This window comes from Candidatus Berkiella cookevillensis, assembly GCF_001431315.2.
In the GTDB taxonomy this organism is placed as follows: domain Bacteria; phylum Pseudomonadota; class Gammaproteobacteria; order Berkiellales; family Berkiellaceae; genus Berkiella_A; species Berkiella_A cookevillensis.
The window spans coordinates 1,922,025-1,939,176 of sequence record NZ_LKHV02000001.1 but is presented as its reverse complement, the minus strand read 5'-3'; the positions used below and the strand labels follow the sequence as shown (position 1 = coordinate 1,939,176).

10 protein-coding genes are annotated in these 17,152 nt (G+C 37.0%); all 10 read left to right on the top strand.

Features of this window, described 5'->3' with window-relative positions; all coding sequences use genetic code 11:
* Window positions 1-10: 10 nt before the first annotated feature.
* The 10 genes from CC99x_RS08370 (at window position 11) to CC99x_RS08325 (ending at window position 17,116) form a co-directional block, all read left to right on the top strand.
* Complete coding sequence (locus tag CC99x_RS08370; RefSeq protein ID WP_057623955.1) at window positions 11-1,765, top strand: hypothetical protein; 1,755 nt, start codon at window positions 11-13, stop codon at window positions 1,763-1,765.
* A 112-nt stretch (window positions 1,766-1,877) separates the two neighbouring features.
* Window positions 1,878-2,921, top strand: coding sequence for a hypothetical protein (locus CC99x_RS08365; protein WP_077065352.1), 1,044 nt, complete (start codon window positions 1,878-1,880; stop codon window positions 2,919-2,921).
* 148 nt (window positions 2,922-3,069) lie between these two features.
* Window positions 3,070-7,554, top strand: coding sequence for an ankyrin repeat domain-containing protein (locus CC99x_RS08360; RefSeq protein ID WP_057623954.1), 4,485 nt, complete (start codon window positions 3,070-3,072; stop codon window positions 7,552-7,554).
* 248 nt (window positions 7,555-7,802) lie between these two features.
* Window positions 7,803-8,630 carry a tRNA pseudouridine(38-40) synthase TruA gene (gene truA, locus CC99x_RS08355; protein ID WP_077065351.1) on the top strand — a complete coding sequence of 276 codons (828 nt, stop codon included), beginning with the start codon at window positions 7,803-7,805 and terminating at the stop codon, window positions 8,628-8,630.
* Between the two features lie 112 nt (window positions 8,631-8,742).
* Window positions 8,743-9,675, top strand: a complete 933-nt coding sequence (gene accD, locus CC99x_RS08350; protein ID WP_057623953.1) for an acetyl-CoA carboxylase, carboxyltransferase subunit beta — start codon at window positions 8,743-8,745, stop codon at window positions 9,673-9,675.
* Between the two features lie 16 nt (window positions 9,676-9,691).
* Complete coding sequence (gene folC, locus CC99x_RS08345) at window positions 9,692-10,939, top strand: bifunctional tetrahydrofolate synthase/dihydrofolate synthase (protein ID WP_057623952.1); 1,248 nt, start codon at window positions 9,692-9,694, stop codon at window positions 10,937-10,939.
* A 30-nt stretch (window positions 10,940-10,969) separates the two neighbouring features.
* Window positions 10,970-11,824, top strand: coding sequence for an SPOR domain-containing protein (locus tag CC99x_RS08340; protein ID WP_057623951.1), 855 nt, complete (start codon window positions 10,970-10,972; stop codon window positions 11,822-11,824).
* Between the two features lie 8 nt (window positions 11,825-11,832).
* Window positions 11,833-12,363, top strand: a complete 531-nt coding sequence (locus CC99x_RS08335; RefSeq protein ID WP_057623950.1) for a CvpA family protein — start codon at window positions 11,833-11,835, stop codon at window positions 12,361-12,363.
* A 79-nt stretch (window positions 12,364-12,442) separates the two neighbouring features.
* Window positions 12,443-13,942, top strand: a complete 1,500-nt coding sequence (gene purF, locus CC99x_RS08330; protein WP_057623949.1) for an amidophosphoribosyltransferase — start codon at window positions 12,443-12,445, stop codon at window positions 13,940-13,942.
* Window positions 13,943-14,245: 303 nt separating this feature from the next.
* Complete coding sequence (locus tag CC99x_RS08325) at window positions 14,246-17,116, top strand: heavy metal translocating P-type ATPase (RefSeq protein WP_057623948.1); 2,871 nt, start codon at window positions 14,246-14,248, stop codon at window positions 17,114-17,116.
* Window positions 17,117-17,152: the final 36 nt, after the last annotated feature.

Below are 17,152 nucleotides of genomic sequence, written 5' to 3'. Positions count from 1 at the left end.
AGAGTGCCGCGTGAGTTTGCAGACTACAAAAATACTAGAAATTATGGATATTTTTCCAAAATATTTAAATAAACAGTATGTAAGCGCGAATATGCCTGAAGTAGGCAATGAGTATAGCAAAGCTTATAATCTGCATGAGCCTAATTTTGCTAAATTGGGCGATAAGCAGCTTGTGGAGAATATGCTACCAGAGCTCATTAAAATCCCGATTCATCAAGAGCTAGGCATTATGACGTCTGAACACCAGCTTGAGATCAGTGTGCCTATGTTGGGCTTTACCGATGTATTGAAAAATGATGCATTACACATTACAGATCTGCAATTTGCAGCACCTGTTTTTATTAATGGTTTTGGGGCTGGTAGTGGTGTAGCACATCCTGATTTTATTTTGGCAACAGATATCATGGGAAACCAGTTCGAGATATTAGTGAGTGGTGATGGTCTTATTGAAATTCCTGCTGAAGGACTGGGATTGTTTTCTGTATTATCTCATTTGACTTTTATTTACAGTGAATGGCAAATCAAGCAAGGTAAGGGCTTGGAAAATTTATCAGCAGAAGGCATTGAGCCTGGATATTTATATCTATTGCCACCGCTTGCTGAAAAAACCTTTATTCCTAAAATTGCATTAACGCATCTTGATGAAAACAATATGAGAAAGGTGGACACTTTGCATTCTGTGGAAGTTGAAATGAAAGCACCGCATAATCATTTTGACCTCAGCAGTGATGTGCATGCGATTGACGAGCATCATGATGCTTTTGAAATACTTATGAACATTAAAAATCATGATGTATCCTCTTCACCTTTTTCTGTAAAACTTACGCTTATGAATGCCGATGATGTCCATTTTTCTTTACATTCACCGAGTAATCCTTTTCATGGCTTGTCTTCTCAAGGATGGCAACAAAGTATTGTGGAAGATAATACTTTTGTGAAGCATTTTGGGTTAAATGATGAAACGAAAACGGTCATTTTTAGGAATATTTATTCTGAGCTAGATTTTACAAAAGATTTCTTGTCGGGTGATAATTTTGGATTGTCGACTGCTAAAAATTATAATAATTTTATGATATATCCAGAAAGTATTGGAAAAATATATGATTTAGTAACAGATGGGATTGTGCATAATCATATCAGCAGTGACTTTCTGTGGGATAGAGTGAATGATTCAACTCTTGCAGATTTAGACCTACAGCATATTCCATTAGCATTCCATGACAGTGTCATTTTAAGTGATATATTGTCAGATCCACAGGTAGATACAGCACACGCAATTAAACAATTTTTTGGCGAGCATTCCGAGCAAGTTATCAGTGAATCATTATCTGTGTATGCTTCAAAAGCGCAAGCAGCATTGCCAACGCTCTCGGCAGAAGTGATAGACGCACATCATCATGATGGTATGGGCAATGACTCTATCGCATTTGTAACAGTGAATGATAATGTTGAGCATGCTTTGTCGCAATCATTTAGCCATCAGGCACCACAACCAGCCGATAATTTATCTTTATTGCATATAGCAGATATAGGTAATGGGAAAGGCTTGGATTTGCATTTTTCAGATATCATTCAAACAGCAGATAGTGGTTCGCTCAGTGCTTTGACTTCTGAACCTCAAGATTTAACAGCATTGCTGAATACTTCAGAGACTGCTTATACCTCAGAAACGATGCATTTTACAGATGTTCATTATTCGACACCTGATGTGAATGTGATGGGTGAGTTGCATATGATGTTTACGCAAAACCCTGTAGATGTCTAGCCTGTCAGTTATTCAATCCAGGACTATTCAATCCGGGACAGCCATATTAAGTTGCTTTACCCAAAATTTTTGAGCTAGAATTCCTTTCAGTAATAGGGATATTTTTTAAGTTATGACTTTAGCTCGCTCAGAACAAATTGATTTGAATGCCACGCCGTATTATCACGTCATGAATCGATGTGTTCGCCGCAGCTTTTTGTGTGGTTTCGATGAGCTAACCCAAAAAGATTATTCGCATCGTAAAGCATGGATTGTTGATCGATTAAAGTATTTGGCTGATATCTTTGCTATAAAAATCTGTGCTTATGCCATCATGAGTAATCATTATCATGTGGTTTTATATGTAGAAGATAAAGTGGCCGAGAATTGGTCAGAAGCAGAAATCATCCGTCGTTGGGCTTCTATTTTCCCTAAAGATGCCGAAGAAAATAAGCATCTAAAACAGAAAATTCAACTTTGGAAAGAGCGTTTGACGAGCATCAGTTGGTTTATGCGTTGTTTAAATGAGAAAATCGCACGCGATGTAAACGAAGAAGATGATACCGCAGGACGATTTTGGGAAGGACGCTTTAAATCCCAAGCCTTATTAGATGAAGGGGCACTTTTAAGTGCAATGGTTTATGTTGATTTAAATCCTGTCAGAGCTGGGATTACAGAAACGCCTGAAGAATCAGAATTTACTTCCATTTATGAACGTATTCAGCATATTTCTAAGCAATTAAAAATCAATAAGCCAAAATCCATTAAACAGCTCAAGCGCGAAAAAGCCAACAACACCGAAGATTCATCTGTGAAGGGTATATACAATAATCTTGCACAACCCAAGTTCTTAGTACCTTTTGCAAATATTTCAACGCATCATTCTCATGCCATTGATTTTAAACTTGTCGATTATTTAGAGCTTGTAGACTATACAGGTCGAGTGATTCGAGATGATAAAGAAGCAGGCTCTATTCCTGAACATCTAGCACCTATTTTAAGCAGACTACAGTTCGAGCCTCAAAACTGGATATCATTGGTCAAAAATTTAAGCAAAAGCTTCTCTCATGCAGTGGGAAGTGAAATTTTACTGTTGAATTTTGGCAAAGAGAGAAAGAAAGCTTTAAAAGGTATTACTCAAGCAAAGAAATTATATTCAAGTACACACGTCGCTTAATTCAATATCCCATTGCCTGAAATGCATTTGATCTTTGGCTCAAGCTTTTTTCAAAAACCAGTGTAATTCCCCTGTCTGCAAATTGAACTTATTGACGAAAAATAACCTCTTTGCTTTACGAGAGGAAAAAAGTAATTGGTAAGTGATTATGAGTGATGAAAATATTATAAATCTATTCAATAGGCTGGATAGTATAGACAAGCTTTATAGTGCTTTAAAAAATAGTAGGATTGCCCTGAATAAAAAAAATGCGTCTAATAAAAATACCGAAAGTTTTGTAGAAGAATTGCAAAAGAAAATAGCAAAAAAAGAAAAAGAGCTAAATACTGCCAAAGAAAATATTCTGAGCGAATACTCAAGTATGCAAGAATATATCAATCCAATCATCGTATCACTCGGAAGAAAATATGCGCTTGCAGATGTTGTGTATGGCAATGAATCTTCATCGTTGGTTTCGCAAGATTATGTAGATAAGTATGGAGAATATTACAATGAAGCGCTATATGAAGAGTTGCTCAGGTACTGCAAACTGGCGTATGTATATGAGAATAATGGCACTCCAGAAGACCATGCTTTAAAGCTTTCGTTAATGTTTGATAATGCTAAAGATGCAATCAAATATATTAAAGAGAAAAAATCAGTGCATGATGCCTGTCTTTTTGTTATCCCAGATGTCAAAAGCTGTAACTTTTTAGTGTGGAAAAAATTTTTTCAAACCAATAGAAATGACAAGCAGTTTTTGGATTTATTAGCTAGAGCCTCTGATTTGGAGAAAATATTAAATAAAAATAAAGCTACAGATGGCGTAGAGGTGAGAAGTAGAGAGTACTTAAGAAATCTTAAAGAAAAGAAGAAAGAAATTGAAGATAAAAATAAAAGATTTAAAGAGTTAGAAAGAAAGGATGCAAATACGATTACAGATCATGAAGAGGCGGAGCGAAATAATTTAAATATTGAGATAGCTGCATTACGTCTAGAGCTTTATAAGATGAGTGCTGGTATAGAACTAGAAAATGCAGATTTATCAATATTAAAAGCCTGCAATGAATATTATTTACAACAAAGCCAAGGTGCTTATAAGTATATGCTGGAGCATGGTCTAACCCAAAAAGACTATGCAAAATTTGTAGGTTTAGAACGACGAAATGGTAGTAATTTAATACCGGATGTTGTCATAGATGGCCGTCATATAAATTATCCAGATACTTATCTTATGAAAGTTGACGTATCAGATGACATGCAAGCAGCACGGGCTGCTTGTTTTGGCAAATTAACAAATTGTTGTCAATCGTTATCTGGTGAGGCAGGAGAGCCTTGTACCATTCATGGCCTTACCAGCCCTAGAGGTGGTTTTTATGTGGTTTGCCGAGGTGATATTAACTCTCCAAAGATAGAAGATGAAGTTTTGGGACAATGTTGGGCTTGGCTTAGTAAATCAAACGGAATTGTTTTTGATTCAATAGAAATAAAAAATTTCAACGACAAAGAATTATTGAAAAAATTTTATAATAGCTTGGCTGGTATTCTTGTCACTGATAAGGGCATAAAAAATGTATATTGTGGAGCAAAGTCGGGAATCTCATCTACGGTTGGTGTTGAAGTGCCCACAAACAAAAATCAAATGTTTGATGATTATCATGACTATAATGACTCAAGCAAACAATTGATTGTTTCAGACCCTGATAGGTTATATTTTTCATCTGATTATTGTACAAATGAGATTAAAAAGAATATGGGTAAATCACAAATTAGTCGTGAGTTACATCGTTATGAAAATAGTATGTTAAAATCAGAAAAATTAAAAGAAATTTTTAATTTTATTCCTTGGGGGCTTTGCGCAGAGGAAGGTGGTTTCTTAGATCTTATGTCTAAGGGACTCCTTAAGGCACATCAATTCGAGATTATAGACGAGATAAAGAAGCAACTAAATGAAATTGGTTCAGAGTTGGGAATCAATGAAAAAATTAATGATATAATAGAGGCATATAATAATTTTTATTCTGGGCGTATTGGGTACGATGAAATCTGGCGATATATAGATCAAGATTTATTGGATGTTAATGCAATCAATAAAAATAATGAGACACCAATACAAATTCTATTTAAATCAAAAGCTGAATGTTTGCGAGAAATAGATAGCCTTATCAACAAGGGTGCGGATATAGAAGTGCAATATAAATCTGGTGCAACAGTATTATTGTTAGCTATAAAAGAAGGAAAGCTTGATGTTGCGAATGCGTTGTTCAACCATGGTGCAAAATTAGATGTAGAGGACAAGTTAAATCGCTCTGCTTTAGTGTATGCGTTGGCAAGTAAACAAAAAGAGCCTGTCGAGTTTGTTCTAAATTTATTACCTAGTATAGATGTTAATAAAAAAAATGCAGAAGGAAAACCTGCGTGGTTCTTTGCACTTTCTAATCTTGAAAATACAAAAAATATGCTTGAGAGAGGTGCAGAAGTAAATGCTACGGATCAAGCTGGGATGACTGCCTTAATGCTTGTTTCAGAGAAAAACAGTACTGATAGTATTGAAACTTTGCTGAGATCAGGCTCAGATATAAATGTTAAAGATAAAAAAGGGAAAACAGCTTTAATGTACGCTTTAGAGAAAAAGAGCATTGATGCTGTTAAAGCTTTGTTGAGCTCAGGTGCAGATATAAACGCTCAAGATGAAAAAGGGAAAACAGCTCTAATGTACGCTTTAGAGAAAAAGAGCATGGATGCCGTTGAAGCTTTACTGAGATTAGATGCAGATATAAATGTTCAAGATAAAAAAGGGAAAACAGCTTTAATGTATGCTATTGAGTCAAGAAAATTTGATCTAATAAAAAATAAACTTTTACAACCAAACGTTCCTTGTTTAGATGTTAAGACTAATAATGGTAAAACTGCTGTAGAAATGCTGCTGGAAAGTAGTTCAGTCCCTTTGGCGCTTGTTTTTGATTTTATTGGTTTTGGCGCAGAAATAGAAAAATATGTTCATGTTAAAAACACAAAAAACCAAACGATTCTTGATCGAGCCATTAAAGAAAAAAATGTAGCGCTTCAAAAATTTTTAATTGAAAAGGGGGCGGTGGAGCTAAGTATTATCGAGAAAAAAATTCTGCCGCAAGCTATTAATGATGAGGATTTTGATTTTTGCATGTTTTTGTTTGAAAAAGGGGCTGGTTGGAATATACGCAGTATTGATAAAAACACAGCGTTAATGTCAGCAATTAATAGTAATAATGTAGAAGCGACGGAGCTATTGATTAAAAAAATAAAACAAGGCAAAGAAGACATAAGTAATAAGGTTTTAGAGACAACGCTTATGCATGCCGTTTCGAAATCAAACGGGCAAATGACTAAATTGTTGATTGATAACGGAGCAAATGTAAATGCATGTGATTCTTATCAAGTAACTGTACTCATGCATGCCGTTCTTAATAATAACGTAGAAATAGTTAATCTTTTGTTAGAAAATAGCGCAAGCATAAATATAAATGGTGCGAATCGTAATACTCCATTCATGTGTGCGCTTAAAAATAAAAACTTAGACATAGTCGAGTTGTTGCTCAAAAATGGAGTAGAACCAAATCTAGAAGAAATTGCTCAGGCGCTACAATTATCAATTATGAGAAATAATATGGCGTTATCTCGTCTATTGATTGGGAAAATAAATATTACGAGGTCTACTGAATGGCATAAAAAAAACAAGATTAAAGAAGTCATTAATGCGACTGATAATTTTGAGTTTCTAAAAATATTGTTAGAGATTAACAATGAGTCTCTTATAAAACTTATGAATAAAGAGAAATTTTTTTATTTAGCGTTAGAAAGAGAAGAGACAGATATTGCTAATTTTTGTGCAGATAGTTTGTGCGAAATTCATGATCACAAAAAAATGATTGAGAGGTTAAAGTCTAGGCCAGATTTTCTTCCGCTAATAATTAAAAATAATGTTCTTTACGATAATGACATAAGTGAATTGCTCTTTTATTTCATACGAGAAAGAAAAATAGAAAATGCTAGATTTATCTTAAATTACGAGTCAGATGTAAAAAATACAAAAGCTAGCAGCTTTAGTCGTCGTAATGAAAGTCAAGAACCACTGCTTACAATAGCTATCAAAACAAAGAACATGGAGTCTGTTAATTTATTGCTTGAACATGGTTTTATTCAGATCGAAAAACATCAATTGTCGCCTCTCACTTTTGTTTTAGAGGAATATGGAAGGTTATTATCAGACTCCAATTCAAATAATGAAGAAGATAAGATTTTTTTTCATGAGGTCATCTGCAGATTGCTAGAATATAGTCCGAATCTTAATCTAGTCAATGATCAGCAAATACTTTATGCATTGGCTTTATCTAAAGTTGATATTTCTATTGCCATTGAATTTATTAAACGCGGGGTGGATATTTACAGCGCAAAAATTACTAATTCAGTCGAAGGAGATAAAGAGGCATCCACTTTAGATGTGATAGTTAAACATGACCCAGAATCCAAAAATTATATCCGTCAACTAATTGTAGAAGAGCTTAAAATAAATCCGTCCAACTCGGAAAAAGCGAACGCATTTTTGCTTAAGAACGAAATGGAAATAATAGAAGATGATTTGCAGATCTTAAGACCGAAAAATAAAATACGATGACTCTATCTTGAGATCTGTTGCCAATATTAGGTCTGATAGATTACAGATGTTGATTATTCAGTGTCTGAGGTGAATGTAATGAGAGCCGTACCTGTGTTTTCATCTTTTATGGCTGTCCTAACTTATCGGCGCTCATATCAAGTTTGTTTGCTAAAAAATAATCTTTCTGTATAATTTTCAGCTGGGTGTTAGGGGCAGTCCTTACTTTAAGAGGGTTGTGATTAAAGGCCAGCAACGGAATTTGATGAATGACAGAAAGAATCGCTTTAGGTGTGGCTTATGATGGCACGCGTTACCATGGTTACCAATGCCAACCAGACAAAATCACCATTCAATCTGAATTAGAGGCTGCTCTTTTCAAGATGACAGGGGTTGCAACCAATGCTGTGCCAGCAGGTCGTACTGATAAAGGTGTGCATGCACTGAATCAAGTTGTTCATTTTGATACTGAAAAAGAGCGCTCTGAATATGTGTGGTTAAATGGCTTAAATGCACATTTGCCCTCAGACATTAAAGTTCAGTGGGTGCAGAAAGTGGCAAGTGATTTTCATGCGCGTTTTTCTGCATTTGAGCGTCATTATCGCTATTTAATTTTAAACAAAAAAGTTTCTTCGCCTATTTTTCAGAATTACTTGGCATGGTATCCATTCGCATTGGATGTGCAGAAAATGCAAGAAGCAGCCTTATCTTTGATTGGTCAGCACGATTTCAGTGCTTTTAGAGGATCACATTGTCAGGCGCATACCCCTATTCGAACCATGAATCAAATTACTCTGCTGCAAAAAAATAATATTATTCAGCTTGATATTAAAGCGAATGCTTTTTTACATCATATGGTGAGAAATATTGTGGGTACCTTGGTGGTAATTGGTGCAAATAAACAGCCCCCTGTTTGGATGAAAGAAGTTTTAGAGTCTTTGGACAGAAAACAAGCGGGTATGACCGCGCCTGCGCATGGGCTTTATTTCTTTGACGTGCGCTATGATTCAGGCGCTTTGGGCTCTTCTGCCAATCTTTCTCAGCAAGCAGATAGTGAATTTGTTAGTGATATAACATCTATTTTTGATGCTCATTAAGCATTAATATGCATTCATCCTATGAATTCAAAGCTAAAAGCAAAGACACAATGCTTATTTCTTATCCAGAAAACAGTTATAATCCTCGGTTTAGTTTGGTAAGATTATTAAAATGAGTTGGTTTAGTAAGTTATTTCCATCCAAAATTCACACAACCGCCAAGAAGAAATCCATCCCTGAAGGTCTATGGACCAAATGTGAGGGATGTAGTGCGGTATTATTTCGTTCTGAATTAGAGCGGAATCTGGAAGTTTGCCCAAAGTGCACGCATCATCATCGCATGGGAGCAAGAAAGCGTTTAGAAAGCTTTTTAGATCAGGACATTTTAGAAGAAATTGGGAAAGAACTTGAGCCTGTTGATAAATTAAAATTCAAAGATACCAAACGTTATCGCGATCGTCTCGTTGCTGCTCAAAAAAGTACAAATGAGAAAGATGCACTCATTGTCTATCAAGGAACTTTGCATCAATTGCCGGTTGTGGCATGTGCTTTTGAGTTTGGCTTCATTGGTGGTTCGATGGGGCAAATTGTGGGGCAACGGTTTATCTTGGCGGCTGAACGCGCCATTGAACGAAAAATGCCATTAATTTGTTTTGCGACAAGTGGTGGCGCTCGAATGCAAGAATCATTGATATCGTTGATGCAAATGGCAAGAACAAGTGCTGCATTGACTAAGCTCAGTGCCTGTAAATTGCCGTTTATAACGGTTTTAACAGATCCTTGCATGGGTGGCGTTTCTGCAAGTTTAGCAACTTTAGGCGATGTTATTATTGCTGAACCCAAAGCATTGATTGGTTTTGCAGGCCCTCGCGTGATTGAGCAAATTGTACGAGAATCTTTACCTGAAGGCTTTCAACGTAGTGAATTTTTGCTGGAACATGGCGCTATTGATATGATTTTAGATAGACGTGCATTACGCGATAAAGTTGCCTGTGTACTTACGAAAATGTTAAATCTTCCTCATCCACTGCCAGAAACACTGTTGAATGAGAATGACACACTAAACAGCAGCATGGCCGACGCATCCAAAGAAGTGCCGGCGTAATTGAGATGACGCATTTATGCAAGACAATCATACGTGGCTACGCTATCTAGAATCGTTGCATCCTAAAACGATTGATTTGACATTAGAACGTGTAAGGCAAGTTGGCGAAAGTGCTGGTTTATTTCATTTTGATGCAAAAGTGATTCTGGTTGCTGGCACGAATGGTAAAGGAACAACTATTTGTGCCTTAAACAAACTATTGCGAAAAGCCAACTTATCGGTTGCTTGTTATACCTCTCCTCATGTGCTCGAATTTAATGAACGTATCAGCATTAACGATCAATGTGTCAGTGATGCCGCATTGATCAATGCTTTTGAGGTGATTGAAAAGCTAAGAGGCGATATATCACTTACTTATTTTGAGTTTACAACACTCGCTGCCTTTTACATCTTTAAACAACAGCCTTTGGATGTGTTGCTCGTTGAGGTTGGATTAGGTGGGCGCTTAGATGCTGTCAATTGCTTATCCCCAGATTTATCATTGATTACAACAATTGCTTATGATCACCAAGGTTGGTTAGGGCATGATTTAGAAAGTATTGCAAAAGAGAAAGCAGGTATATTCAGAGAAAATAAGCCTTGTATCGTAGGAAAATCTGCATTAGTCCCAAGCTTGATAGAGCGTGCAAAACAGTTGAAATGTGAGACTTATACCGATGGCAGTGACTTCAATTGGGGGCTTGAAAACAATGAAATGTATTGGCGCTTTAAAGATCAGCCTATTTCTGTGCCGCAACACAACTTACCCAATAACAGTGTTTCAATAGCCCTATGCGCCTATAAGATTTTAGGTACTATGCTTGCATTGCCAGATCTAAGTGTGGTGATCAACAGTTTAGAAAAAGCCTCATTACTAGGTAGATTTTATACAGTAATGCAAAGACCTAAAATGATTGTCGATGTGGCGCATAATGAAGAAAGCTGTCAGCTACTTAAAAGTAGGATATTAGCGCATGACAAGCCAGGAAAACGGTTTGCTGTGTGGGCGATGCTCAATGATAAGGATATTGATAAGGTATCCAATATGTTTAAGGACGTATTTGATGCTTGGTATATTCCAAAGCTCAATTCCTCAAGAGCTTTTCCACAAAAAATGTTGGTTGAGTCACTTTCAAGCTGTGGTGTTAATAAGATATTTTGTGTAGATTCAACTAAACTAGCATATGAAGTGCTAATGCAAGATATGAAGGCACAAGATCAAGTCATTGTCTTTGGTTCCTTCTTTACTGTAAGCGAATGGTTAGAGGCAAATAAATTAAGCTAACTTGCATTCGTATCACACTTGGAGAAAGAGATGCAAAAAATAAAAGAGAGATTATTTGGCGCAGTCGTATTCTTAGCCTTGGGCGTCATATTTGTACCGATGTTTTTTTCAGAAAATAATAAGAAAATTAATTTAACAGATATGCAAATGAAAGAACCCGTTGCAAGTGCGGCATTGACACCCATTTCTGAACCGGAGAACCTGGTTGTTTTGAATCAGCTTGAAAAGCCTAGTTTTGATGAAACAGTCATGCAAGCCTATCAAGATACAGAAGATTTGGCGTTGAATGAATCTATACAAGAATTAATTGGCTCTGAAGATAGCAGTGCGCAGAATGTCTCTAAAGCAACCCAACAAGCAATCGTTGCCCAAAAGGACACAATACTCCCACTTCCTGCTGTTTTTGCAATAGATACGGATGCGTCTTCTGCGATAACCTCTGAGATGGATAATGCTGTTCAAAAGCAGGCTAGTCTTGGCACTACAGAAAAAGTAGCGGCAACTCAGCAAGATACAAATGATTTGCTTCAACAAGATGATAAAAGTACACAGCCTGCATTAAAGCAAGCCAAAAATAGCATTGAGACTAAGACAGAGAACAGTCTCCCTGCTAAAAAAGCAAGAATTACCGAAGTTTCTGCTGCTTGGGTTGTTCAGCTAGCAACTTTTAAAGAAGGGGCAAACGCAGACAGTTTAGTCAAAAATTTGCAAAAAGATGGTTATCCAGCTTACTCTAGACATATGCAAAATAGCCAAGGCACTTATACCTTGGTATTAGTAGGACCCAAAGTTGCTAAGGCTGAAGCAGATTCTTTGAAAGTAGAGTTAAAGGCTAAGTATCGACTGCAAGGCGTCGTTATTCAACATCAACCTATATCAAGTTGAGGCATTCTATGGCAGAAATTGGTTGGCCAGATATTCTGATTTTAGCGGTAATCCTATTTTCTATTCTCATTGGACTCTTTCGAGGTTTTATCAAAGAGTCTATTTCACTGGTTACTTGGATATCAGCGGTTGTATTGGCCGTTGTGTTTTCTGGGCCTTTTTCAAGCATCTTAACTTTTACAAAAGAACCCTTTATTAAGACGATTGCTGCTTTCTTCATCATCTTTATTCTAACCGTGTTGGTGGGATCCATTATTAATTTCTTTGTTGGGAAATTGGTCAGAAGTACCCCATTTAGCTCGCCAGACAGAGTTTTAGGGGGGGCATTTGGTTTATTCAGAGGTGTTGTTATTGTGACGATTGTGGTATTGTTAGCGGGCTTAACGCCATTAACCAAAGCTGATACGTGGACATCATCGTATTCCATTGAAAAATTCGAAGTGTTGGCTTTATGGGTTAAAGATAGGCTGCCAGAGGAACATGCCAAGCCTTTTAAGTTTCCCGAGAGGAAATCTGAAGTAAAATCACAAAAAAGTTAGATGTGCAGAATATTGTGTATTTCGTACCGTGAACCATTTAGCGCTGCGCTCTTTCTATTATTAAGATGAGATATAAAATATGTGTGGTGTAGTTGGTATAGTTGCTAGTCAAGCTGTAAATCAAGAGATATTTGATGCATTAACGGTATTACAGCATCGAGGTCAAGATGCTGCAGGCATGATGACTTGTAATGATAGAAAATTTTCTCTTCGCAAAGGTAATGGTCTTGTGAGAGATGTTTTTCGAACACGCCATATGCGACGATTGACTGGAAACATGGGTATTGGTCATGTTCGCTATCCTACCGCAGGATCTAGCTCAGAATCTGAAGCACAACCTTTTTATGTGAATTCTCCCTTTGGTATTGCCCTTGCCCACAATGGTAACTTAACCAATACCACGCAATTACAATCTGAATTATTTAAAGATGATCTTAGACATATCAATACAGGCTCTGACTCAGAAGTTATTTTGAATGTATTTGCGCATGAATTACAACAAGCCTGTGCTTCACATTTAAATTTAACACCAGAAGCAGTTTTTAAAGCAGTGAGTGGTGTGCACAAACGTTGTCGAGGTGGTTATGCGGTTGTTGCCGTGATTGCCGGACATGGGGTTGTTGCATTTAGAGATTCTTTTGGTATTAGACCTCTTATTTTGGGGCAGCGTGATGGAGGGGCACATCCTGAAGTGATGGTAGCTTCAGAAAGTGCTGCATTGACTGCATTAGGCTTTCAGATTATCGATGATGTGGGGGCAGGGGAAGCTATTTTTATTAAAACCAATGGCGAGATTGTGAGAAAAGTTTGTTCAAGCACAGCCAGTCTATCGCCTTGTTTGTTTGAATTTGTCTATTTTGCTCGACCCGATTCAATCATTGATAAAATTTCAGTTTATAAGGTCAGAAAAAATCTGGGTAAGCATGTTGCAGAGAAAATAATTAAAACATGGCCAGATCATGATATTGATGTGGTTATCCCAATTCCTGAGACCAGCCGCAATGCGGCCATTCCATTGGCTAATCGACTGGGTGTTGAATTGCGAGAAGGATTTGTAAAAAATAGATACATTGGTCGAACTTTTATCATGCCAGGTCAAGCAACGCGCCGTAAGGCAGTCCATCAAAAACTGAGCGTGATAGAGCTTGAATTTAAAAATAAAAATGTTTTATTAATCGACGATTCAATTGTTCGTGGCACAACGTCAAAAGAAATTATCAATATGGCGCGAAGTGCAGGCGCTAATAAAGTTTATTTTGCGTCCAGCGCCCCGCCTATTCGCTTTCCAAACATTTATGGTATTGATATGCCATGTAAAGATGAACTTGTTGCGCATAATCATTCAATAGAAGAAATTGAAAAAATGATAGATGCTGATAAGCTAATCTATCTTGATTTGGATGATCTTGTCTCTGTTGCAAAAGAGGGAAATCAATCGATAAAGCAGTTTGAAAGTGCTGTTTTCGATGGTATTTATCTGACAGGAGATGAAACAGATTATTTGAATCAAGTTGCAAAAGCACGTGGTGAGAATAAAGAAAATAATGATGATTTTGATACGGTGATTGATTATATTTAAAATCATTATCAATAATCTAAAATACATATGTCCTCAAGCTGAGTTTTAAGTTTCATTGTAGTTGGTAAGTATTAAAGTGCTTATCCTCAGTATTATTTAGGGCTTCCCTCTATAAAGAATGCTTAAACTTCATATATAGTCACAGCACATGAGTTTTTGGGTAGGCGTCAAGCCTCGAGTAACCTTCATTTCCATAAAAGTACATGAGGATTGCGAGATGGCGAAGACAACACCCCCAAAAATTCATGTGCGAAGACTATATCAAGGCTATGTACTCGAAGCATTTTTTGAGGTGGGGTTCTGATGACTGATTCAACTGTCTATTATCTTTCTATTCCTGATATGACTTGTGGCAACTGTGTTAACACAATTAAAGCACATTTGCTTGCAAAAGGTTATGTACAAAATATTGAGATCAATGTTTTAACTAAAAGATGTAAAGTGGTTGTCAATAAGCCAATTCAGCCTAAACAAGTTATTGATGATATTAAAGAAAGTAGCCCAAAATTTGCAAATACAAAGTTATTGACAGACAAGAGAACGGTTTATTTTGCCGTGGAAGGGTTGTACACACAATCTGAAAGCGATCATCTAAGAGCTATTTTTAATAAATTGTCGTTTCTCTTAAATTCTTATCAAGTAAATTTTTCGTCCAAATCCATTAAATTAGAATTAATCGATGATGAAAATAAAGAAACATTAAAACATATTTTTGCAGCCATACAGACAGATCCATTATTAAAGCATATTGCTTTAGAGCCCTTATCTTTGCAAGAAGACAAAGAGAAAAACCAATCTACATTTCAACACTATTTTAACAATGCTTGGATTAATCTCGGTATCGGTGCACCCATATGGATCATCAGTATGATGGGCTGGATCCCAACGCCATTGACTTTGCCGGGACAATTAGTAGGGCTTAGTTTGGGCACCTTGACGATGATCATTATGTATGTAACGGGTAGAGAATTTTATAAAGATGCATTCACTCAATTCTTAAAAAATCGTTCTTATAACATGAATACTTTGATTTCGCTTGGAACAGGGAGTGCTTGGCTCTATTCCATGCTGTTGGTTGCCTTTCCCACCTTTTTTCCTTTTGCTGTGCTGCACTATCAATTTTTGGCAGTGAATATGATTCTTGGCATCATCAATCTTGGCAAGGGCGTTCGTGAAAGATTGCAAGAAAAGACACGTGCTAAAGTAAAAAGTATAGAAGATATGTTCATTGATTTGCAGCCACAACAAGCAAATCGACTCAAATTAAAATTTTCTCCTAAAATTTTAATCTCTGACCTAAAAAATGCACAAACTGAGAATATTCCTTATAAAACACTTAAAAAACATGACATCATGGAAATTAAGGCTGGTGAGCGTGTACCGGTAGAAGGCGTTGTGATTGGCATTAAGGATGATGAAAAATCAACCCTCGATCAAAGCACACTCACAGGAGAAGCAAAACCTTGTGTCATTAGAAAAGGAAGCTCAGTGCACAGTGGTAGTTTAAATCGAGGTGCTACGATTTATGTGTGTGCGACTCGAAATGGCGATGAAGGAAATTTAACCAAACTGATTGAAGATGCAAAACGACGCGGTAATTCAAATGAAACCTCTATTTCTTCAACCATTGATAAAGTCGCAAAAATATTTGTGCCAGCCATTATTACACTCGCTATCTTAAGTGGGCTTGGGTGGTTTATTTGGGGACCTGCGCCTCAATTAGCTTATATGATTAAATCTGCTTTGGCTGTTACCTTGTGTGCATGTCCTTGTGCATTGGGACTTGCGACGCCTATTTCCACAATGATTAGTATTTTTAAATTGTTTAAAAAGGGAATATTGGTTCATCAAGCAACGGTCATTGAGAAGGTTGCACAATTAGATGCCATTGTTTTTGATAAAACAGGCACCTTAACTGAGCCTACCGTTAAAGAGGTATTTACCTCTCGTTCTGGATGGTCAGATAAGCAAGCACTCAAATATTTTGCAAGTATTGAACAAGGCTCATCTCATCCGATTGCACATGCATTAGAAGACACATTACAAGATACGCTTAAGCTTGTTAGTGTGGAGCAATTGGATAATGGACTTGAAGGTGTGCTTGAGACTGAAATGAAAGAGCATGTTAAAGTCCTTGTAGGCAATTATGCTCAGTTACAGAATAAAAAGGTATTTATTAACAATAGCTTTAAAAACAAAGAAACTGAATGGGAAAAAAACGGTTATACCATACTGTATATTGCTGTAGCCACACCAAGGGAAGCCAGTAAGCTAGAAGCCACAGGCTATCAGCCAGATTATCATTGCGTGGGTATGATTGCCTTAGAACATAATATTCGACCAGATGCCAAAGCGACGATTGAAGCGTTGAGAAAGCAAAATATTGATTTATACGTGCTTTCTGGTGATAACGAAGCCTCAACGAATTTAGTGGCTACGCAATTAGGCATTAAGAAAGTCTTTGCTGAAAGGCGTCCCGATCAAAAAGCAGCCTATATTGCTCAAATTAGAAAGAATAAACGTATTGTTGCGATGGTTGGAGATGGCGCTAATGATATTGAAGCCATTAACAAGGCAGACGTGGGGATTGCGGTTGGACCATGGACGCATGCATCGACACGTTCTAAAGTGACTGTACAGTCTTTATCGGACTTAACCATCTTGTTGACTATTTCTAAACAAGCGATGGCAAATATTCATCAAAACTTGTTGTGGACAGGGTTTTATAATGTGCTCAGTTTGATTGCTGCTTCTGGCTTATTATATCCATTCTTTGGTTTTGTTTTGAATCCAGTTTTAGCAAGTATTACAATGGCTTTCTCTTCAATCTTTGTGGTATTTAATTCGAGTCGATTATCCTACTTGATTGATAATGCCATTCATCAACAAGAAGGGAATGTTGCGCCAAAGGGCTTAACAGGATTGTTACAGGCATGGTTACAACCGCATCAAGCAGTCAAAAATTTAAAGACCACCTTAAATCTGGGTTCGCACGAAGACGATGATGATGTTATCTATGTGGGACAAAAGCGTGGCAATTTAAGATTTACACGCCCTGTCGTCGTGAAGCAAGAGCCAGAAGAAGATGCTGTAGAAGCGCTTTTGCCAAAACTGTCTCCCAAGAAGCCAAATCTGGCAAACACTATCAGAATAAAGCAAGAGATAGCTTGTTAGGACAACGTCTAGAGATGCCGGATAATTTCCGGCATG

What these genes read in the sequence shown, in the direction of transcription:
- truA (WP_077065351.1), top strand. Translation starts at nt 7,803, where the DNA reads ATGACAGAAAGAATCGCTTTAGGTGTGGCTTATGATGGCACGCGTTAC.
- folC (WP_057623952.1), top strand. Translation starts at nt 9,692, where the DNA reads ATGCAAGACAATCATACGTGGCTACGCTATCTAGAATCGTTGCATCCT.
- CC99x_RS08335 (WP_057623950.1), top strand. Translation starts at nt 11,833, where the DNA reads ATGGCAGAAATTGGTTGGCCAGATATTCTGATTTTAGCGGTAATCCTA.
- purF (WP_057623949.1), top strand. Translation starts at nt 12,443, where the DNA reads ATGTGTGGTGTAGTTGGTATAGTTGCTAGTCAAGCTGTAAATCAAGAG.
- CC99x_RS08340 (WP_057623951.1), top strand. Translation starts at nt 10,970, where the DNA reads ATGCAAAAAATAAAAGAGAGATTATTTGGCGCAGTCGTATTCTTAGCC.
- CC99x_RS08365 (WP_077065352.1), top strand. Translation starts at nt 1,878, where the DNA reads ATGACTTTAGCTCGCTCAGAACAAATTGATTTGAATGCCACGCCGTAT.
- accD (WP_057623953.1), top strand. Translation starts at nt 8,743, where the DNA reads ATGAGTTGGTTTAGTAAGTTATTTCCATCCAAAATTCACACAACCGCC.
- CC99x_RS08360 (WP_057623954.1), top strand. Translation starts at nt 3,070, where the DNA reads ATGAGTGATGAAAATATTATAAATCTATTCAATAGGCTGGATAGTATA.
- CC99x_RS08325 (WP_057623948.1), top strand. Translation starts at nt 14,246, where the DNA reads ATGACTGATTCAACTGTCTATTATCTTTCTATTCCTGATATGACTTGT.